General features: G+C 67.3%; 16 protein-coding genes and 1 pseudogene. 8 read left to right on the top strand and 9 right to left on the bottom strand.

The features are described 5' to 3' along the window. Window positions 1-303 precede the first annotated feature (303 nt). The 5 genes from LQG66_RS28840 to LQG66_RS28820 all read left to right on the top strand — a co-directional run bounded on the left by LQG66_RS28840 (window position 304) and on the right by LQG66_RS28820 (window position 6,183). Window positions 304-1,287: a phosphotransferase enzyme family protein gene (locus LQG66_RS28840; RefSeq protein WP_231319237.1), complete on the top strand. Its 984-nt coding sequence runs from the start codon at window positions 304-306 to the stop codon at window positions 1,285-1,287. A gap of 91 nt (window positions 1,288-1,378) precedes the next feature. Then, entirely contained in the window at window positions 1,379-2,665 is a 1,287-nt protein-coding gene (locus LQG66_RS28835; protein ID WP_231319236.1) for a M20 metallopeptidase family protein, read from the top strand. 326 nt (window positions 2,666-2,991) lie between these two features. Beyond that, the gene (locus LQG66_RS28830) at window positions 2,992-4,131 is read left to right on the top strand and encodes an RNA ligase RtcB family protein (protein ID WP_231319235.1); all 1,140 of its coding nucleotides are present in this window, start codon (window positions 2,992-2,994) and stop codon (window positions 4,129-4,131) included. Next, window positions 4,128-4,748 (top strand): peptide chain release factor H, encoded by a 621-nt coding sequence (prfH, locus tag LQG66_RS28825; protein WP_231319234.1) that lies wholly within the window; start codon window positions 4,128-4,130, stop codon window positions 4,746-4,748. The genes LQG66_RS28830 and prfH overlap by 4 nt, the downstream gene beginning before the upstream one ends. Window positions 4,749-4,923: 175 nt before the next feature. After that, complete coding sequence (locus LQG66_RS28820) at window positions 4,924-6,183, top strand: Hsp70 family protein (RefSeq protein ID WP_231319233.1); 1,260 nt, start codon at window positions 4,924-4,926, stop codon at window positions 6,181-6,183. Window positions 6,184-6,195: 12 nt separating this feature from the next. Here the strand turns inward: LQG66_RS28820 and LQG66_RS28815 are convergent, their stop codons facing one another. Together LQG66_RS28815 and LQG66_RS28810 are read right to left on the bottom strand one after the other, a co-directional pair. Next, window positions 6,196-7,731: a hypothetical protein gene (locus LQG66_RS28815; RefSeq protein ID WP_231319232.1), complete on the bottom strand. Its 1,536-nt coding sequence runs from the start codon at window positions 7,729-7,731 to the stop codon at window positions 6,196-6,198. A 324-nt stretch (window positions 7,732-8,055) separates the two neighbouring features. Further along, a complete protein-coding gene (locus tag LQG66_RS28810) occupies window positions 8,056-9,612 on the bottom strand; it encodes a hypothetical protein (protein WP_231319231.1) in 1,557 nt (518 codons plus the stop codon). A 288-nt stretch (window positions 9,613-9,900) separates the two neighbouring features. On the opposite strand from LQG66_RS28810, the gene LQG66_RS28805 reads away from it, so the two are divergent. Then, entirely contained in the window at window positions 9,901-10,473 is a 573-nt protein-coding gene (locus LQG66_RS28805) for a GNAT family N-acetyltransferase (protein WP_231319230.1), read from the top strand. 13 nt (window positions 10,474-10,486) lie between these two features. Here LQG66_RS28805 and LQG66_RS28800 read toward each other — a convergent pair whose 3' ends face one another. Further along, window positions 10,487-11,383, bottom strand: coding sequence for an alpha/beta fold hydrolase (locus LQG66_RS28800; RefSeq protein WP_231319229.1), 897 nt, complete (start codon window positions 11,381-11,383; stop codon window positions 10,487-10,489). Here LQG66_RS28800 and LQG66_RS28795 point away from each other — a divergent pair. Further along, window positions 11,352-12,538, top strand: a pseudogene (locus LQG66_RS28795) (transcriptional regulator); the annotation flags it as partial. The gene LQG66_RS28800 and the pseudogene LQG66_RS28795 sit on opposite strands and share 32 nt — an antisense overlap. A gap of 159 nt (window positions 12,539-12,697) precedes the next feature. Further along, window positions 12,698-12,868, top strand: a complete 171-nt coding sequence (locus LQG66_RS28790) for a Flp family type IVb pilin (RefSeq protein ID WP_231319228.1) — start codon at window positions 12,698-12,700, stop codon at window positions 12,866-12,868. Between the two features lie 205 nt (window positions 12,869-13,073). Here LQG66_RS28790 and rquA read toward each other — a convergent pair whose 3' ends face one another. From rquA to LQG66_RS28760, 6 genes are read right to left on the bottom strand one after another with little or no spacing between them, the layout of a single operon-like run. Continuing rightward, complete coding sequence (gene rquA, locus LQG66_RS28785; RefSeq protein WP_231319227.1) at window positions 13,074-13,748, bottom strand: rhodoquinone biosynthesis methyltransferase RquA; 675 nt, start codon at window positions 13,746-13,748, stop codon at window positions 13,074-13,076. A gap of 50 nt (window positions 13,749-13,798) precedes the next feature. Next, window positions 13,799-14,182 (bottom strand): fumarate reductase subunit FrdD, encoded by a 384-nt coding sequence (frdD, locus tag LQG66_RS28780; RefSeq protein ID WP_231319226.1) that lies wholly within the window; start codon window positions 14,180-14,182, stop codon window positions 13,799-13,801. After that, window positions 14,179-14,583: a succinate dehydrogenase/fumarate reductase transmembrane subunit gene (locus LQG66_RS28775; protein ID WP_231319225.1), complete on the bottom strand. Its 405-nt coding sequence runs from the start codon at window positions 14,581-14,583 to the stop codon at window positions 14,179-14,181. The genes frdD and LQG66_RS28775 overlap by 4 nt, the downstream gene beginning before the upstream one ends. Next, a complete protein-coding gene (locus LQG66_RS28770; protein WP_231319224.1) occupies window positions 14,580-15,338 on the bottom strand; it encodes a succinate dehydrogenase/fumarate reductase iron-sulfur subunit in 759 nt (252 codons plus the stop codon). The genes LQG66_RS28775 and LQG66_RS28770 overlap by 4 nt, the downstream gene beginning before the upstream one ends. Then, window positions 15,331-17,118: a fumarate reductase (quinol) flavoprotein subunit gene (gene frdA / locus LQG66_RS28765; protein WP_231319223.1), complete on the bottom strand. Its 1,788-nt coding sequence runs from the start codon at window positions 17,116-17,118 to the stop codon at window positions 15,331-15,333. Before frdA ends, LQG66_RS28770 begins: the two co-directional genes overlap by 8 nt. An 11-nt stretch (window positions 17,119-17,129) precedes the next feature. Next, entirely contained in the window at window positions 17,130-18,647 is a 1,518-nt protein-coding gene (locus LQG66_RS28760) for a DASS family sodium-coupled anion symporter (protein ID WP_231319222.1), read from the bottom strand. Window positions 18,648-19,077 lie beyond the last annotated feature (430 nt).

Below are 19,077 nucleotides of genomic sequence, written 5' to 3'. Positions count from 1 at the left end.
ATAGGCGAGAGATAATCATGGTTTCTGTAAAAACGAAAGCGGGATATTTTTCGTCCGCCCCCTGGACAAAGCCGACAGATTGAAAGCGCACGGCCCGGAGCTGATTTGCCCGACGAGCACCGTCTTGACTTCAGCAATTGCAGCGTCCGGCCGCGCTCGCGGGTCCGGAACAGCCGCTCCGTCACGACCATTGCTCTTTGGTCTTCGATCCGTAGTATCTCTGCATGATTGGCCTGACGTGGGTCGGACTCGCATTCGCGCCCGCGCGGAATAGTCGCCGATCGCGCAAACGGAACCTTCACCGTGCTTGATTTCGAGCCGATCTACACGACGACCGCCGCGGAGAGCATCGCCCGCTTCGTGGCCGGGCATTACGCGCTGCCCGGACCGCTCGATTGCCGCATGGTCAACCGCGGCTTCAACGACGTCTACCTGATCGTCGCCGCAACCGGCGACCGCTACGTCTTCCGCCTCTCGCATCACCGCGCCCGCGGCGCAGCCGACGTCCGCACCGAAACCGATTTTGTGGCGCATCTCGCGCGCTGCGGCGTGCCCGTCGCCGCCGCAGTCCAGGCGCGTGACGGCGCTCTGTACGTCCGCGGCCGGGCGGCGGAAGGTGTGCGCGAAGGCGTGCTGTTTCACGCGCTCGATGGCAGGGCGCCGGAGGTGGCGTCGACCGCCGATGCGCGCGCCAACGGCGTCACGCTTGCGAAGGTCCATGGTGCCGCGACGTCGCATCGCGCCGTCGCGCCGCTCTACCGGCTGGATCTCGACCATCTGCTGCGGCGCCCGCTGGCGCGTGTCCAGGCGTTTTGCCGCGTCATCGACGCCGGCGACGGCGGCATCCTCCAGGACATCGCCACACGAACGGCTGCGAGGATCGAGGCCATGGACGGTCTGACCTGGACGCATTGTCACGGCGACTGCCATGGCTTCAACGCGCGCATCAGCGAAGGCGGCGAGGCCGTATTCTTCGACTTCGACGATGGCGGCCCCGGCTATCTCGCCTACGACCTCTCGGTGTTCTTGTGGGCGAAGCTGTCGTTCGGCCGGCGCTTCCATGCGGCGTGGCAGGCGTTCGTCGACGGCTATCGATCGGTTCGCCCGATCTCGGCGGCGGACTTCGAGGCCGCGCATGCCTTCGTCATCGTGCGGCATTTCTGGCTGATGGGCGAACAGGCCAGCCGCTCACGCGAGTGGGGCAGCGAGCCGGTCCGCTGGGTCACGCGCGAGCGCGAGTTCCTGGAGACATGGGAAGCGGACCAGCTCGCTGATCGTCTGGTCTGAGCGTTCGAACTCCTGTCGCGTCATCGGCAATACTTTTCGATTGTCATCAAACGTGACATCCTCTGATCAGAGATGCCTTCGCGAGGAGCCGATGAGAAAACTCGCTTCATGTCTTGCACTGGCAGTATGGCTGGCGCACACGCCGGCGTGGGCGGCTGATCTGCCGTCGAGTCTCGCGAGCGCGACGGCGACCATGCAAGGCGCCTACACGTTCCTTCATGAAAATCCCGAGCTGGGCAAGAAGGAGTTCAAGGCCCACGACTATCTGCTCGATGCCTTGAAGGGACTGGGATTCACGCAGTTCGTGACCTCGGCCAAGGCACCGACCGCTGTGATCGCGGTCCTGGACAGCGGACAGGCAGGACCGGTCATCGCGCTCAGGGCCGAAATGGATGCGCGTCCTCTGGAGGTGGGAGCCGTCGAGCCGGCCTCGCATGCGCCGCGCTCACACATCGACGGGTTGATGCACAATTGCGGCCATGACATTCACGCCTCGATCCTGCTCGGGACCGCCGCGGTTCTCATTGCCAACAAGGACCGCATCTCCGGCAAGATCGTGTTCCTGTTCCAACCTGCCGAGGAAACACCCGGAGGGGCCGACGACATCGTCCACGAGAAGATCCTCGACGATCTCGGCGTCCAGGCCATCTTCGCCGAGCACGTCGCTCCGGGGCTGCCGATCGGCACCGTCGCGATCGCGCCGGGCTACACGCTCGCCGGCAGCAACTACTTTCATCTGAGGATCAAGGGCAAGGGGTCGCATGCGGCTGCGCCCAATGAAGGCACGGACACGCCACTTGTCGCCGCGCGCATGGCGATCGAACTGTCCGACTATCCGGCGCGTCACCTCGAGATCGCCAACAGGCCCGTGGTCATCTCCGTCACCCGGCTGCTTGCGGATGGCAATGCCGGCAACGTCCTCCCGGCCGACGCCGAGCTCAGCGGCACGATCCGCAGCTTCGAGAACATCTTCAAGAGCGAGAACGCCACGCCGTCGCTGAAGGAGCGGTTGGACCAGCTCGTCGCGCGGATGGCAACCGAGGCCGCTGTCGACACCGAGTGGACGGTCCGGCCCGGCGCGCCGCCGACCCGCAACGACGTCGCCTTGTTCGATCGCGCGGTCACGCCGCTCGGACAGGCCTGGCCCGGCATGCTCGATACGCATCCCGGGCGAGGCATGTTCTCCGAGGACTTCTCTTACTACACCGAAGCTCTGCCGGCGCTGTATTTCTCGATCGGCGTGAGCAAGGACGGGCGAGGGCTCGCCAGCGTCCACACCGGAGAGTTCGATGCGCATCCGGATGTCTTCGCCCAGGGCCTGCGCCTGATGACGAGCCTCGCGGTGATCGGCACCACGGGAAGGATGGACTGGCGTTGAACGGTGGCGGCGTCTGCAAGATGCAAGACGGTGGCAGCCATTGCAGTTCGGCTTGGCGTGAATGAGCGTGGCCTGCACGCCACAGTCAGCCCGACTGTCAGTCGCTGCACATTGTCAGGCCGGCCGCGATGTGATTAGTAGCGGCCGGCGTCGAGCATTCCGCTCCGCCGCACAGGAGAGAGATGATGACTGCGATCATCCGTTGCTCCGCCAGGAGCCGCCGGGACTGATCCTCGCGTGAGGCGAGGTTTGGTTCGGCACGCGTGCGTCTTCGCGCGCTGATCATCCCTGACCAAAATCTCCCTAGCTTTCTCCAAGGTACCCACATGGGCAATTCCCATCGCGTGGACGGCCGTGCGCCGGTCCACGGCTTCTACGCGTCCAGCTCCTGGATCGAGGGCGCCGCCGTGCGCCAGCTCGAAGCGGTGGCTGCTATCTCCGGCGTGTGCGCGGTCGCAGGCATGCCGGATCTGCATCCCGGCAAGTTCGGTCCCGTCGGCTGCGCCATCCTCGCCGATCACATCCACCCGGCCTTCGTCGGCTCCGACGCCGGCTGCGGCATGGCGCTGTTCGCGTTGGACATCGCGAGCCGCCGCCTGCGCATCGACAAGGCCGCCGACCGGCTGCGTGACGTCGCCAAACCCTATGACGGCGACATCGCCGGTGAGCTCGCGATGCATGGGCTCGCGCCGTCCGATTTCGATGCCGCGCTCGGCACGATCGGCGGCGGCAATCACTTCTGCGAGCTGCAGGCGGTCGAGGAGGTGTTCGATCCGAACTGCGGCATCGATCGCGACCGCGCCTATCTGCTGGTGCATTCGGGCTCGCGCGGCCTCGGCCATCAGCTGCTCGAACGGCAAGTCGCGGACGGCCTGCGGCCGCTCGCGACCGACAGCGCGGCTGGGCAAGCCTATCTGCAAGCGCATGATCATGCGCTGCGCTGGGCCTCGCGGAATCGGCAAGTGATCGCACAGCGCGCCGCGGCGGCGCTGCGCTGCGAGGCCGATCCGGTGTGCGAATGCTCGCACAACTGCGTCGTGCATCGCGCCGACGGCGTGCTGCACCGGAAGGGCGCGGCGCCGTCGGACCAGGGTCTCGTCGTCGTGCCGGGCTCGCGCGGCGCGCTGTCCTATCTCGTCGCGCCGCTCGCCACGGCGCCGAAGGAGGCGCTGTGGTCGATCGCGCACGGCGCCGGCCGCAAGTTCGATCGGAGCTCGATGATGGGCCGCGTCGGCGCCACCAGATCGGATCGCGAGCGGCTGGCGCGCAATCCGTTCGGCGGCAGCGTCATCTGCGAGGATCGCGCGCTGCTCGTCGAGGAGGCACCTGAAGCCTACAAGCCGATCGCCGGCGTGATCGGCGATCTCGAAGCGTTCGGGCTCGCGCGCGTCGTTGCCAGCTTCCGCCCGCTGGTCACGGTGAAGAAGATCGCCAATGAGCGGCCGCGCAGGGAGGACCGGCGATGAGACGCCTGCTCCTCACGGCGGGGCGCGGTCCCGCCGAATGCCGGATCGCGGTGGCACATGCGCTGGCGCGGATCGCTGATGAAGCCGACGCCGCGGATTGCGATTGCGCGATCGCGCGAGACCAGAACGATCGGCACGGGCCGGCCAGCGCGATCATCGTGCTCGACGGCCCCGCGGCGGTTGATATCGCGCGGCGCTGGACGCAGGGCTCGTTGCTGTGGGTATGCCGTAGCCCGTTGCGGCCGCATCACGGCCGCAAGAACTGGTTCGTCGGTGTCGTCGATCTGCCGCTGCCGCAACAGGTGCCGGCATTGGCGGCTGCCGACGTCAGGTTCGAAAGCTTCCGCGCCGGCGGTCCCGGCGGCCAGCACCAGAACAAGACCGAGAGCGCGGTGCGCGCCGTCCACGTGCCGACCGGCCTCGCCGCGATCGCGCGCGACGGCCGCTCGCAGCATCGCAACAAGGCGCTGGCGCTCGCCCGTCTCGGGGCGCTGCTGGACGGACGCGCGCGCCTCGCGGACGCCGGCGAGGCGCGTCTGATCCATGACGCGCATGACAGCATCGAACGTGGCGCCGCCGGCCTGCGTTTCGAGGGACCAGAGTTCAGGCCGGCATGATGATCACGATGCAGCCAGGGGACCGAAACGCCCCTGGCTGCACCTTCAACAGGCAAGGATGCACAGTCATCTCCCCGCCAGGAGACTGCCATGCGCGTCGGCCCGCACATTGGCAGATGACACCGCGCCGCCGAACGGCTAAGCGGACCGCCCCCCGGAATGAAACGAGACGAGCATGGCGGCAGCGGCCCATTGTGGCATCGACTTCGGCACTTCGAACACCACCGTCGGCCTCAGCGACCATGCCTCTGCAGAGCTCATCCCGCTGGAGGGCGAGCATCGCACGCTGCCGAGCGCGATGTTCTTCGATTTCGAGGATCACGGCGTGCAGTTCGGGCGCAGCGCCATCGACCGCTATCTGACCGGCCATGACGGCCGCTTCATGCGCGCGCTGAAGAGCATTCTCGGCACCGCGCTGATCCACGAGAAGACCTACATAAGGCAGAAGGCGGTGCCGTTCGCCGGCATCCTCGGCTTCTTCTTCGCGCATCTGAAGACGCAGATCGAGACGCGGCTCGGCCACGAGGTCAACCAAGTCGTGCTCGGCCGCCCCGTGCGCTTCGTCGACAAGGACGACAAGGCCGATGCGGAGGCGCAAAGCGCGCTGGAGGGAATCGCGCGCGACCAGGGCTTCAAGCACATCGCGTTCCAGTACGAGCCGATCGCCGCCGCGCTCGACTACGAGCAGCAGGTCACACGCGAGGAGCTGGTGCTGATCGTCGACATCGGCGGCGGCACCTCCGACTTCTCGATCGTGCGCGTCTCGCCCGAGCGGCGCGGCAAGACCCGGCGCGACGACGACATCCTCGCCAATGGCGGCATCCATATCGGCGGCACCGATTTCGACCGGCTGCTGAGCCTGCGATGCGTGATGCCGCATCTCGGCTATGGCAGCTTGACCGCGGACGGCAAGCGCAACCTGCCCACGCTGTACTATCATGAGCTCGCCACCTGGCATCGCATCAACCAGCTCTACAAGAAGGCGGTGATGGGCGAGCTGCGTCAGATCCGCTACGAGGCCGAGCGGCGCGATCTGGTCGATCGTTTCATCAAAGTCGTGGAGGACCATCGCGGCCATACGCTGGCGATCGGCGTCGAGCAGGCCAAGATCGCGCTGACTGCGGCGAAGTCGGTCACACCGGTGCTCTCGGAGAAGGACGACTGGGCCCGCATCCGCTTCACGCGCAAGGATTTCGACCGCGCCATCGCCGACCAGGTGGAGCGCATCGTGCGCACGGTCGGAACGCTGCTCGACGATGCCGGTGTCGAGGCCGCCGCCATCAACACGATCTTCCTGACAGGCGGCTCCAGCATGGTACCGGCGCTGCGGCAGGCGATCCTTGCGCTGTTTCCGGACGCGCGCGTCGCCGAGACCGATCTGCTCGGAAGCGTCGGCATCGGGCTCGCGCTCGATGCCCGCCGCAAGTTCGGCTGAGCGCAATCGGCGTCAGGGCGCGGGCGCGGCAGGCGCGGGTTGGCTCTCCCGCACGCGCTGAGGCTCAGAGCGCGACGCCGGACGGGACGACACCACGGTCGGGACCACGACGCGCATCGGACCGCGCTTCGCGGGCGCCGGCTGAGGACCGGTCGTCGTTCCTGCTCTGGGGCGCGCCGGCTGTCCAGCGTGGATGATGCGCCAGGGCCCTGGATCGTCTGGAAGCGATCGCGGAGAAACCGGCGCGGATCGGCTGGCGTGGCGCGGCCGCGGCAGCTCGTTGCGCACGGGCGTCGCGACGGGAGGAGGGATCACGGGAGGGAGGATGTCGGGTTTCCAGTCAGCGGCCGGCGGCGGATCGCCGGGCGTGCTGCTCGGAGCTGCCGCTACGGTCGCTTCCGCCGCCGGCTCGTCGGGCAGATCGGCCGGAGCACGCGCCGCAACCGACGTCTCCACGCGCGGGATCGAGCCGGTCGTCTCGACGACCGCCTCCACATGGAACGCGGAATTCGGCAGCAGCAGGCCCGCGACGGCGAGCGCAGCCGCAAGGCCCCGACCGAGCCCGACCGCCGCGGGATGATCATGCAGCGGAAGCAAGCGGCCGACCCGGCGCGCGGCATCCACAGCAACCACGACGATGAAGGCGGCGAAGCCGAGGCTGCCGCCGACGCTGGGCAGGATCGCCGAGGCCTGGACCAGAAACACCGTCAGCGCCGCCGCAGCCACGACCGGCTCGACCAGGCCACGCAACCGCTGCGACGATGACATGCCGAGAAAGCAACCCGCATAATAGGCATCGACGAGACAGCCATCGCCGGGCCGGAGCTGCTGCAGGATCGCCAGACCGAGGAAGGCCACGGCGGCGGAGGTAAAGATGCGTGCCGCCCGCCCCGAGCCGGCGACGTTGGGCGACCTCAGCGCGAAGATGGTCGCGAACATCCCGGCCAGGCACGAGGCAAAGATGACGAGGGAATCGCCGAGCCCCTTGTCGAATTCGTCGAGACGCGCGAGGTGGAGCACCTCGCCTTCGGGGCCGAGCAGCGGCGCAAGGCTGAGGAAGAGAAACGAGCCGACCGCGGCGAGTGCCCCGAAACGGCCGCCATAGCCGCGCAACAGCACGACGCGCATGCGCATCTCGATCGCGCAGACGGTGCAGAACACCAGGCCGCAAAACACCGACAGCAGGATGAACGACGCGCTCGCCGGCAGGCCTGCGCGCGCCACGCTCTCGCTGAGCGTCACGATCGATGTCATGCCGCTGAAGCTGCCGCCATAGGCGGAGGACGAGAAGGTCGTCGGGATGAGATCCCTGGTCGGTTCGACAATCAGGGCTGCGCAGAGCAGCAGCGTGGCAGTGGCGGACGCGAGTGCCGGCGGCACGCCTGACCTCGTGAGATGCAAGGTCGCGAGACAACCGAGAAAGGCGCCCGCGAATGAGGCCAGTGGCACGAGATAGAGCGCCAGAAGCGGCTGGCGCAGGCCTTCCCGCCATGCAAGCGGATCGAACGCCTGCGGCGCTTGCGAACCCCCGGCATGAAGATCGGCCATTCGCCCCTCACGTCCTCACGACCATCGGGCGCACACGCGCGATGGCTGGGTGAACGCCGCACATCCTGTCCGGCGACCTCGCTTGCAAGCTGTCGTCATGAGCCGAAGCCGACGAGAGCCCTGTTCCGATCCGACACGTGCGGCATCCGTTCCGCGAGACGCACCGGGACGATGCCTTCAAGAGGCTGCGCCATGGACGTCGCCAGCGGTGGCACCGACAAAAGGCGAGAGAGACACTTGATGTGACAAAGGGGCGGAGGATTGTGCCGAAACTATGCCGAAGTGAGGCCACATCAGGCCCCTCGCCCCAGATGTGGTCCGCGGTCACTGACCTGCCGAGGTCGACGGATCCGGGCGCCACTCCTGCGCCGGCTGCAGGTCCTGCCGAGCCACGACGCGCGGCCTGGGGATCGACTGCGGCACGACACGCACCTGGCTGCGCCTGACGGACGCCGGTTGCGCTCCCGTTGCAATGACCTGACCATAGCGGACGACGCGCCGGGGCGGCTCTACGGACGATGGCGCCGCGCCGTGGGCGTGCTCGCCGCGCCCCCGCGCGCGGAGCAGCTCGCCGCTATCAGGGTTCAAGATCTGCATGGGCAAATCGGGTCCTGCTCCGGCGGCGGGCGCCGGCTCGCCAGACACCTTGCTCAAAGCGTCCCGCACATCCTCCGCTTCCGATGGGCCCGAGAGCCGTGCAGCCGTTGGCGCAACCGGCTGGTCCACATTCGCGATCGAGCCGGTCTGCTCATCGGGCGGCCGCCCGATGAGCAGCTCGCTCGGCAGCAGCACACCCAGAATGGCCAATGCGGCGACGAGGCCCCGCGTCCACGCGATCATGGTCTGCCGCGGCGATTCTCCCGCTTCGACGAACAGCCGGACCGCCGCGTCGACGAAGATGACTGAAACGAAGGCCACATATCCGAGGCTGCCGCCGACGGCAGGCAGGATCGGACAGGTCAGGACCATCAGAGCCGTCAGCAGAACCGCCGCGGCCATCGCCTGCAGCAGGCTGCGCAATCGCCGCGGTGACGACATGCCGACGAAGCAACCGGCATAATAGGCGTCGAGATCACAGGCCTCGCTGGGCACGAACTGCTGGAGCACCACGAGGCCGGCGAACGCAACGGTCGCGGCGACGAAGATGCGGACCGCGCGCCGCGACCCCGCGACCGGCGCCCAGCGCAGGGCGGCCATGGTCGCCAACATCCCGGCTGTGCACAGCGCGAACGTGATTGCGACCGCGCCGAGCCCCTGCTCCAGCACACCGCGGCGTACGATCGGAAGCATCTCACCTTCGGCGCCGAGCATCGGCGCCAGGCCGACGAACAGGAAGGATGCGACCGCCGCGAGCGCGCCCAGTCGTCCGCCATAGCCACGGGCTAACCCGCCGCGCAGCCACATGTCGAGCGCACAACCAAGACAGAACACCAGTCCGCAGAACAGCGATAGCAGGATGAAGGCGGCATCGAGCGGCAGTCCGGCCCGGATGACGCTCGCGTTCAGGAGCGTCACCGGAGTCATGCCGACGAAGCTGCCGCCATAGGCAGAGGAGAAGAAAGTGCTCGGCACCAGGTCGGCCGTCCGGGTCAGGATCAGCGACGAGCTCAGCAGCAGCGCGGCCGTTGCGGAGGCAATCAGCGGCGACAGGCCGGATGTGCTCAAATGCAGCGTCATCAGGCAGCCGAGGAAGGCGGCGATGAAGGAGGCCAACGGCGGGCAGCCGAGCTGGAACAGCTCCGAGCCGTAGAACGGGACGGCCCTGCCGAGCCGCCGCTCGCGCCATGTGCGCGGATCGAACGTCTGCTCCGCCTGCAAACGACGCAACTGATGATCGACCGTTCCGCGCTTCATATCCACGACACCCCGAATCGAGTTCATCCAAGATCTGCGTTCTGGTCTCGCTGCAGGCGATCGCGGACGTTCGGGCGCAACGCTGAGCCCGAGCCGTCGCAGCCCTGCGGCGGTTGTACACGGGTTGCATGCTTGCAACTGCGTTCAATCAATGCACCACCGTGCTGCGTTGCGGGAGTATTAGGTTCCGCTATCCAACGAAAGCTCCTGGCAACCTTAACGGCGGTGCGGCGGGTTAACGATCATTGGGGGCGAGGCGCGCAACCGAGGGGCTACGGCTTGAAGCCGACGCCGGTTCGCGACAACATCGTTCGCATGCCCACGCCCCAGCTGCATACCGCGCGATTGATCCTGCGGCCGCTGGCGCTCACCGACGCGCCAGCGATCCAGCACCATTTCAACAACTGGAACATCATTCGCAACCTCGCGGCCATCGTGCCGTGGCCCTACCCCGACGACGGCGCCGAGACGTTCATCAGGCTGCAGCTCGACAGGATCGCAAGCGGCGAGGAGATCTATCAGTGGGTGCTCGTGCCGCGCCACGGCGACGGCGAGGCGATCGGCAACATCCACTTCCGTCCGCGCGCGGACTCGTCCAAGGGCAATCGCGGCTTCTGGCTGGCCGAGCCGTACTGGAACCGTGGGCTGATGAGCGAGGCCATCGCCGCGGTGAACGACTTCGCCTTCGGCCCGCTCGGCCTCGATCACTTCTACGTCTGCAACGTCGCGAGCAATGCCGCCTCGCGCCGGGTCAAGCAGAAGACCGGCGCCGAGTTCGTAGGCTTCATCGAGCTGGCGCACCACAACGGCGAGACCAGGTCCGAGAAATGGATCGTGCGGCGGGAGACGTGGCTGCAACGCCGACAACCGGCACGCGCTCCCGCCTGATCCCGGGCCTCTGCTACGCGCCCGCCATCACGTCGATCACCGCCTGGGCAAAGGCCTGCGGCGCCTCCTGCGGCAGGTTGTGGCCGATGCCGCCGGTGATCAGCCGGTGCTCGTAGCGGCCTGTGAACTTGTTCGCATAGGCCTCCGGTGCCGGATGCGGCGCGCCATTGGCATCGCCTTCCATCGTGATCGTCGGCACCGTGATCTCAGGGAAGGTCGCGAGCTTCGCCTCCAGCGCATCATACTTCGTCTCGCCTGCCGCGAGGCCGAGCCGCCAGCGATAATTGTGCACGACGATGTCGACGTGGTCGGGATTGTCGAGGGCCGCAGCACTCCGGGCGAAGGTCGCGTCGTCGAACGCCCATCTCGGCGAGGCCGTCTGCCAGATCAGCTTCGCGAAGTCGCGCCGGTTCTTGTCGTAGCCGTCGCGGCCGCGCTCGGTCGCGAAGTAGAACTGATACCACCATTGCAGCTCGGCCGCCGGCGGCAGCGGCTTGCGGCCGGCCTGCTGACTGCCGATCAGATAACCGCTGACCGACACCATCGCCTTGCAGCGCTCCGGCCACAGCGCGGCGATGATGTTGGCGGTGCGCGCGCCCCAATCATAGCCGGCCAGCGCAGCGCTCCTGATCTGCAGCGCGTCCATCAGTGCGACGATGTCGGCGGCGACCGCGACCGGCTGGCCGCTGCGCGAGGCGGTCGGCGACAGCAGCCGCGTCGAGCCGTAGCCGCGCAGATGAGGAATGATGACGCGATGGCCCGCCGCGGCCAGCGCGGGCGCGACGTCGGCGAAGCTGTGGATGTCGTAGGGCCAGCCATGCAGCAGAATCACGACCGGGCCATCGGCGGGGCCGGCCTCGGCATAGCCGATGCTGAGCCCCGCGATCGCGGTGCTGCCCTTCACCAACATGAGCGCCGATCCCGAGCAGGACTATTTCGCCGACGGCATGGTCGAGGACATCATCACGGCGCTGTCACGCTGCAGTGGCCTGGCCGTCATCGCCCGCAACTCCTCCTTCACCTACAAGGGCAAGGCCGTCGACATCCGCGAGGTCGGGCGCGACCTCGGTGTCGGCTACGTGCTCGAAGGCAGCGTGCGCCGCGCCGGTTCGCGGCTGCGCATCAGCGGCCAGCTGATCGATGCGCTCTCCGGCGCGCATCTGTGGGCCGACCGCTTCGACGGCGATCTCACCGATGTGTTCGCACTGCAGGACCGCATCACCGAGAGCGTGGTGGCGGCCATCGAGCCGGCGCTCGAACTCGCGGAAGGCGAGCGCCGCCGCGCCGCGCCGCGGCTGCATCCGGACGCCCATGACCTGCTGCTGCGCGCCGCCAGCCTGCGCGACACGTTCACGGCCGAGAGCCTGGTCGCGGCCATCGCATGTCTCGGCCGGGCGCTGGCGATCGACCCCGATTGTGCTCCCGCCATGGCCGCGCATGCCTATTGCCAGGCGCCGCGCCACTTTCAGGGCTGGAGCGAACCGGGCGAGGACTACGGCAACGCCGCCGTCACGCTGGCCTGGCAGGCCAGCGAACGCGCGCCCAATGACGCGCAGGTGCTGTGAATGGCGGCCTTCGCGATCTGGAACATGGCCGACGACATCGCGCCGGCACGCGAACTCTTCAAGCGCTCGCTCGCGATCAATCCGAACTCGGCGATGGCGCTGACCTTGAGCGGGTGGATCGAGACCATGGCGGGCCATCCGGCCGCGGGCCGCGCGTTGATCGAACGTGCCCAGCGGCTGAACCCGCGCGATCGCGCGGCTGGCTCGCCGCCGGCGCGATGGCGATCTGCGCGGTGGTCGAGACTGATTTCGTCGCTGCGATCCGCTGGGCCGAGAAGGCTCTGGCGCAGAACCGCCGCTTCGCTGTTGCGCTGCGCGTTCTGATCGTCGCCCTGGTGGGGAGCGGCGACCGCGTCCGCGCGACCGAGATCGCACGCCAGCTGCTGACCGTGGAACCTCAGCTCACCGTATCCGGATTCCTGGCACGGATCCCGTTTCCCGTTCGCGGCATGGCTACAACCTATGCGGATGCCCTGCGCGCAGCAGGCGTTCCGGCCTAAGGCCGATTGCGTGCAGCAGGAGCCGTCGCGACTGGGATTTCAGCCATTTCCTCGAAGTCGCGAAACTTGCGCGGCGGCCGTTTACACTACCTTAGGTTCCATTCCGTAGTTTCGCGGGCACCGTCCGGCGATGGATTGGCCGGCGTGCGGAGGGGGTCGATGAAAGAATTACTTCTCAAATTTTATGAAGATGAATCGGGCGCGACGGCCATCGAATACGGCCTGATCTGCGCCGGCATCGCGCTCGCCATCATCACGATCCTCAACAAGCTCGGTCTCACCATCGAGGGCATCTTCACGACGCTCACCGCCAAGCTGGGCGGCGGCTGATCGGCCGGTTTGTCTGCCATGGCGTTCTCAGGACCGGAGCAATCCGGTTGCCATGGTCGGACGGGCCGGGCCATGCGCCCGGCCTTCGCATTTCAGGCGACGCCGTGTCGCAAGCCGAAGATATCTGTTGGCGCAGACGTCCCCGGCTGCCGCCGATGGGATTTGCTGTCGTGTTGCGCGTCCTTGGACGGAACGAAAAGCGGCTTCAGGCGCGCTCGGCAACGACGATCTGATAGAGACCGCCGAACCGCGTCCGCTTGCGCCAGCGGAAGCCGGTGGCCGCGGGTCCTGCGATATCGCGGATCTCGCTCTGCCACATGCGCTGGGCAAACGGCTCCAGCCAGTCGAAGATCCGGCGCATCAGCGGCTTCAGCGGGTGGAACCGGCCGGGACGATGATAGTCCACGAACACGGCCCGCCCACCGGGCGCGACCTGCGCCAGCATCGCGCGCGTGATCCGGACCTTGAGATCGTCGGGCACCTCGTGCAGCAGGAAGAAGCAGGCGACGACGTCGGCCTGCTGCGCGTGCGGATCGGCGGCGTCGCCGCACGCCACATGGGCCTGCGGCAAATCAGCGAGCTTGCGCCGCGTCAGATCGACCTGCAGCGGTGCGATGTCGCGCACATCGAGCTTGCCGTCGGTCCCGACCTTGGCGGCGACCTGGCGCGAGAAATCGCCATACACCGCGGCCGGCTGGAACACGCGGTCACCCGGCTTCACCTCGGCGAGCACGTCGCCGATCAGGCGCTGTGCATTGCCCCAGAGGATGGTCTGCACCACGACCTGCCGGTCGAGCCAGCGCGCGAGCGATGGCGTCAGATAGGCCCAGCCGTACACGTCCCGCAGATAGGAAGGGACACGCAGGGCGTCCGAAGTCATGTGAAGCACGTGAAACCACCTGGATGGAGAACAGAGGCCGGCGCGAGGGGTCAGAAGCCGACCATGAGCAGGACGACCGCCGTGACGATCGTCAGAACAAAGGCAACGCCGTAGGTCAGCCAGCGCAGCACCGTCACCGTCCCCACCCGCATGTCGTGCAGGGTGAGAAACAGCCGCTCGGCCGCATGCCAGAACAGCAGCGCGATCAGCGCCAGCAGCACCAGCTTGCCGAGCGGATTGCGCGCAAAGGCAAGCACCGTGTCGTAGCTGCCGAGGCGCTCCGGCACGCCCCAGCCGTGCGGGATCATGATCCCGGTGATGAGGATGAGCGCCGGGCCGAACAAGGCCGACAGCATGCCGCCGGCGCCGAACAGGAGCCAGAACAGCGGCGCGATGGTCCGCTTCGGCAGCGGCGAATCCTTCGGCACGCTCATGACCATGCTCCCACCACGACGACCAGCGCCAGGAGCGCGACCGAACAGCCCACCGCAAGCAACGTCGCCGCTTGCGTCATCAGTGCCTGCGGCACCAGCTTCCCGTGCCAGACGAGCTTGGGCATCGTCTTCGGCAGGATCCGAAACCAGGTCACCATGTGCCAGAGCGCAGCCGCCAGCAGCAGCAGATGGAGTGCGAGCGACAGCGGGCTTGCCAGGAACGCGCGGTAGCTCTCGAACGCTGCCGGGCCGCGCGCGAGGCAGACCAGCCCGGCGAGCAGGATCGCGCCGTAGACGGCGAGCGCGACGCCGCACAATTCGCGGATGGTGTAGGCGCGATATGGCGGATGCGCCCACCAGGTGCGCGGCTGCGGCCGCAGATAGGGACGACGTTCGCTCATGTCACGCTTTCCTTGCGCAGGCCGCTCAGGAAGAAGTCGAGCGCGCTATTGCTCTTGTTCTGGTTCACTGCGTTGGCCGGATCGACCTGCTTCGGGCAGACTTCGGAGCAGATGCCGACGGCGGTGCAGGACCACACGCCGTCCTCGCCGCGGATCTGATCGAGCCGGGCCTGCTGGCCGCCGTCGCGGGAATCGCTCGAATAACGCTGCAGCAGCGCCATCGCGCCCGGTCCGATGAAGTCGGGATTGGCGCCGTATTGCGGACAGGCCGCATAGCACAGCATGCAGTTGATGCAGTCGGCGAAGGACGCATAGGCTTCCATCTGCGAAGGCGTCTGCAGATACGTCCCTTCCTCCACCGTCTTCGGCACCTTCGGCATCACGTAGGGATAGATGCTCTCGATCTTCTTGACGAAATCGCCGACGGTGACGACGAGGTCGCGTTCGATCGGAAAATTCTGCAACGGCTCGACCGTAACGGGACCGGGCGCGAGGTCACGCAGGAAGGTGTTGCAGGCGAGCTTCGGCTCGCCGTTGATCATCATGCCGCAGCTGCCGCACACCGCCATGCGGCAGGACCAGCGAAACGCCAGGCTGCCGTCGAGCGTCGCCTTGATTTCCTGCAGCGCCTGCAGCACCGACATGTCGTCGCTGTAGGGCACCTGGAAGGATCCGAAGGCCGGCTCGGTGTCCGTGGACGGACAATAGCGCAGGATGCGCAGTTCGATCGTCGTCTTCGCTGTCGTATCAGGCATGGGTTGCATCTTTGCGAGCTGCTTCGAGTTGCTCGCCGAGCGCGCCATAGGCGCGCTGTCCGGGCGGCGAGCGCGTGATCTTGACCGGCTGGGCGGTGATGCGCGGCGCGGCGCCCTCCTGATAATGCGCCAGGCTGTGGCTGAGGTAATTCGCATCGTCGCGCTTGTCGAAGCCGTCGAGCCGCTGGTGGGCGCCGCGCGACTCCTTGCGGGCCAGCGCCGCATGCGCCATCGCCTCGGCGACATCGAGCTGATAGCCGAGCTCGATCGCCCCGATCCAATCGGTGTTCCAGACCCGCGACCGATCCTCCAGCGCGACATGCTGATAGCGCTGCTTCAGTTGCGCGATCGTTTCGCACGTCTGCTGCATCTCCGGGCCGAGCCGGTAGATGCCGCAGCCGCGCTCCATGCTCACGGCCATTTCCGTGCGCAGCGCCGCGTGACGCTCGCCGTCGCCGTTCTGCTGCAACAGCGCCAGCGCCTTGGCCTCGATCGCGCGCGCCTGATCGGCGCTTCGGGCGTCCGCCGCCGGCGCCGCCTTGGCGAATGCGGCCGCCTGCTCGCCGGCGACGCGGCCGAACACCGTGAGCTCGGCCAGCGAATTCGATCCGAGACGGTTGGCGCCGTGGATGCCGACGCTGGAGCATTCGCCCGCGGCATAGAGGCCGGCCAGGGGCGAGGCCGTGTCGATGTCGACCAGGATGCCACCCATCGTGTAGTGCACCGCCGGGCGCACAGGGATCGCCGCCGTCACCGGATCGACGCCGGCAAAGCTCTTGGCGAGCTCGCAGATCAGCGGCAGCCGCTCCTTCAGCTTGGCCGCGCCGAGATGGCGCAGATCGAGCAGCACGGCCTCGCCCTGCGGCGTGGTCACGGTGCGGCCCTTGCGCTCCTCCTGCCAGAACGCCTGGCTCAGCCGGTCGCGCGGGCCAAGCTCCATGAACTTGTTGCGCGGCTCCGGGGTGACGGGACCGAGGCCATAGTCCTGGAGGTAGCGGTAGTTGTCCTTGTTGACGAGCAGCGCGCCTTCGCCGCGGCATCCCTCGGTGATCAGGATGCCGGTGCCGGGCAGGCAGGTCGGATGATACTGCACGAACTCCATGTCGCGCAGCGGCACGCCGTGGCGGAAGGCCAGCGCCATGCCGTCGCCGGTGACGATGCCGCCATTGGTGTTCTGGCGGAACACCCGCCCTGCCCCGCCCGTCGCCATCACCACCGCGCGGGCGCGGATCGCGGTGAACTCGCCGGTCGCCGGCGACAGCACCACCGCGCCCTGCACCCGGCCGTCATCGACGATCAGATCGACGCAGAAATATTCGTCGAAGCGACGGATCTGCGGAAACTTGGTCGAGGTCTGGAACAGGGTGTGTAGGATGTGAAAGCCGGAGCGATCGGCCGCGAACCAGGTCCGTTCGACCTTCATGCCGCCGAACTTGCGGACGTTGACGTGGCCGTCCGGCTGGCGGCTCCACGGGCAGCCCCAGTGTTCGAGCTGGATCATCTCCCGGGTGCAGTGGCCGACGAAATAGTCGACGACGTCCTGCTCGCACAGCCAGTCGCCGCCCTCCACCGTGTCGTTGAAGTGGTTGTCGAGACTGTCATCGGCGCGCACCACGCCCGCCGAGCCGCCCTCCGCGGCGACCGTATGGCTGCGCATCGGATAGACTTTCGAGACCAGCGCGACGGTCATGTCCGGCGCGGATTGCGCCGCCGCGATGGCGGCCCGCAATCCGGCGCCGCCGGCGCCCAGCACCAGGATGTCGGCGTTGAAGAAATCCATGAGCTTTCTCTTCAGGTCAGATACAGCAGCGTCGGCACGCCGATCAGCAGGAACACGATGAGGAAATAGGCGCCGAAGATCGCTCCGAGCCGCCAATAGTCGCGCCCGGGCAGAAAGCCACTGCCGGCATAGACCGGGCTCGGGCCCGTGCCGTAGGGCGTGATGATGCCCATGATGCCGAGGCTGAGCGCCAGCGCCAGGGCCGATGTCGTCGGCGGGATGCCGGGAATCCCGGTTGCGACCGTCAGCATCAGCGGCAGCAGCGCCGTGGTGTGCGCGGTGGTCGAGGCAAACAGATAGTGGAGCAGAAAGAACAGCACGATCAGGCCGACCAATCCCCAGAGCGGGGTCATCGTCGACAGCGCCGGGCCCACGAGCCCGGCCAGCCACGCGATGATGCCGGTCTGCGTGAGGCCGCTGGCAAGCGGGACCAGGGTCCCGAACCAGATCAGCGTGTTGAACGCCGGCTTGTCCTCCAGCACGTCGCTCCACCCGATCGTGCCGGTGACCACCAGCAGGCTCACGACCAGCAGCGCCACCGTGGTCGGGTCGATGATCGCGGTGGCGAAGATCCACAGCCCGAGCGCCAGCAGGACCAGCACCAGCAGCGTGATCTCGCGGCCCGACAAACGCCCCATCGCGGCCAGCTCGCTGCGCGCCCAGGTCGGCACCTCCGGGCTCTCCTTCAATTCCGGCGGATAGAGGCGGTAGGCGAGCAGCGGCGTGGTGGCGAGCAGCACCAGCCCGGTCGGCAGGAAGGCGAGAAACCATTGCATCCAGGCGATGTCGACGTGGACCGTCTTGCGGATCAGCTCGACTGCCAGCACGTTCGGCGCCAGCGCCGTCACGAACATCGAGGAGGTGACGCAGGTGGAGGCGATCGCCGTCCACATCAGGAAGCCGCCGACGCGGCGCGACGACGGGTCGTTCGGCAGCGACTGATAGAAGCCCGGAATGTTCTTGATGATCGGGAAGATCGTGCCGCCGCTGCGCGCGGTGTTCGACGGCATGAAGGGCGCGAGGATCAGGTCCGCCAGCATGACCGCATAGCCGAGTGTCAAGGTGCGGCCTCCCAGCCGCGACAGCAGCAGCAGCGACAGCCGCTTGCCCAGCCCCGTCTTCTCATAGCCGAGCGAAAACACGAAGGCCGCGAAGATCAGCCAGACGGTTGCATTCGAGAAGCCGGACAGCGCCCAGCTGATGGCGCCGCTGGTCGTGTTCGTCGTGGCGAGCTGGGCCGGAGAGAACAGCACGAAGCGGCCGAGCACCGCGGCCATCGTGACGCCGAGAAAGCCGATGGCTGCTGCGGGAATTGGCTCGGTGATCAGGCCGATGATGACAGTGACGAACAGCGACAGGTACCACCAGCTGTATTGCGGCAGGCCCGCAGGCGGCGGCACCAGTGCCATGACGGTTCCGACCGCAAGCGGGGCGAGCGCAGCCAGCAGGCGGCGATTGATATGGGGCCTGACGGCCCCGCCCTCCCGGCGCGAATGTTCAAGCAGGAAAGCAGCCGAGTGGAAGTTCATTGCCCGTCCGTCACGTCGTTGTGTGGCACAGCGGCAATGTGTACTGCAACGACATCGACCGGTTGATTTGAGTCAAGATCGTCGGCTGATTTTGCACGCAACGGGTCACAACTCCGTCATACGGGCATGGATCGTGCGCGGCAGCTGTCGAGCAAATAGTTAGTTCGTCAGGCAATATTCCGAGCCGGCGCTCGTGCTCCGGCGCCACCATTCGCCCACCGGAGCGGAGCCACTCAGGCGAATGCCGCCGCCACACAAGCCGACGGGCAGATCGACGGATGAGATGGCGCCTCGCACAAGGGCGCTCGATATCGGAGGAACCGGAATCCGGATCCCGCCGGCGGACCTGCACTGGCACGCTGTCGCTGTCGGCCTGCCAGATCCGGAGCTCGGGCAGCGCGTACATGCCATTGTCGGGATCGACAGGGCC

Source organism: Bradyrhizobium ontarionense (genome assembly GCF_021088345.1).
GTDB lineage: Bacteria > Pseudomonadota > Alphaproteobacteria > Rhizobiales > Xanthobacteraceae > Bradyrhizobium > Bradyrhizobium ontarionense.
Note: the sequence above shows the minus strand (reverse complement) of the source record. Positions and strands in the feature narration are given on the sequence as shown.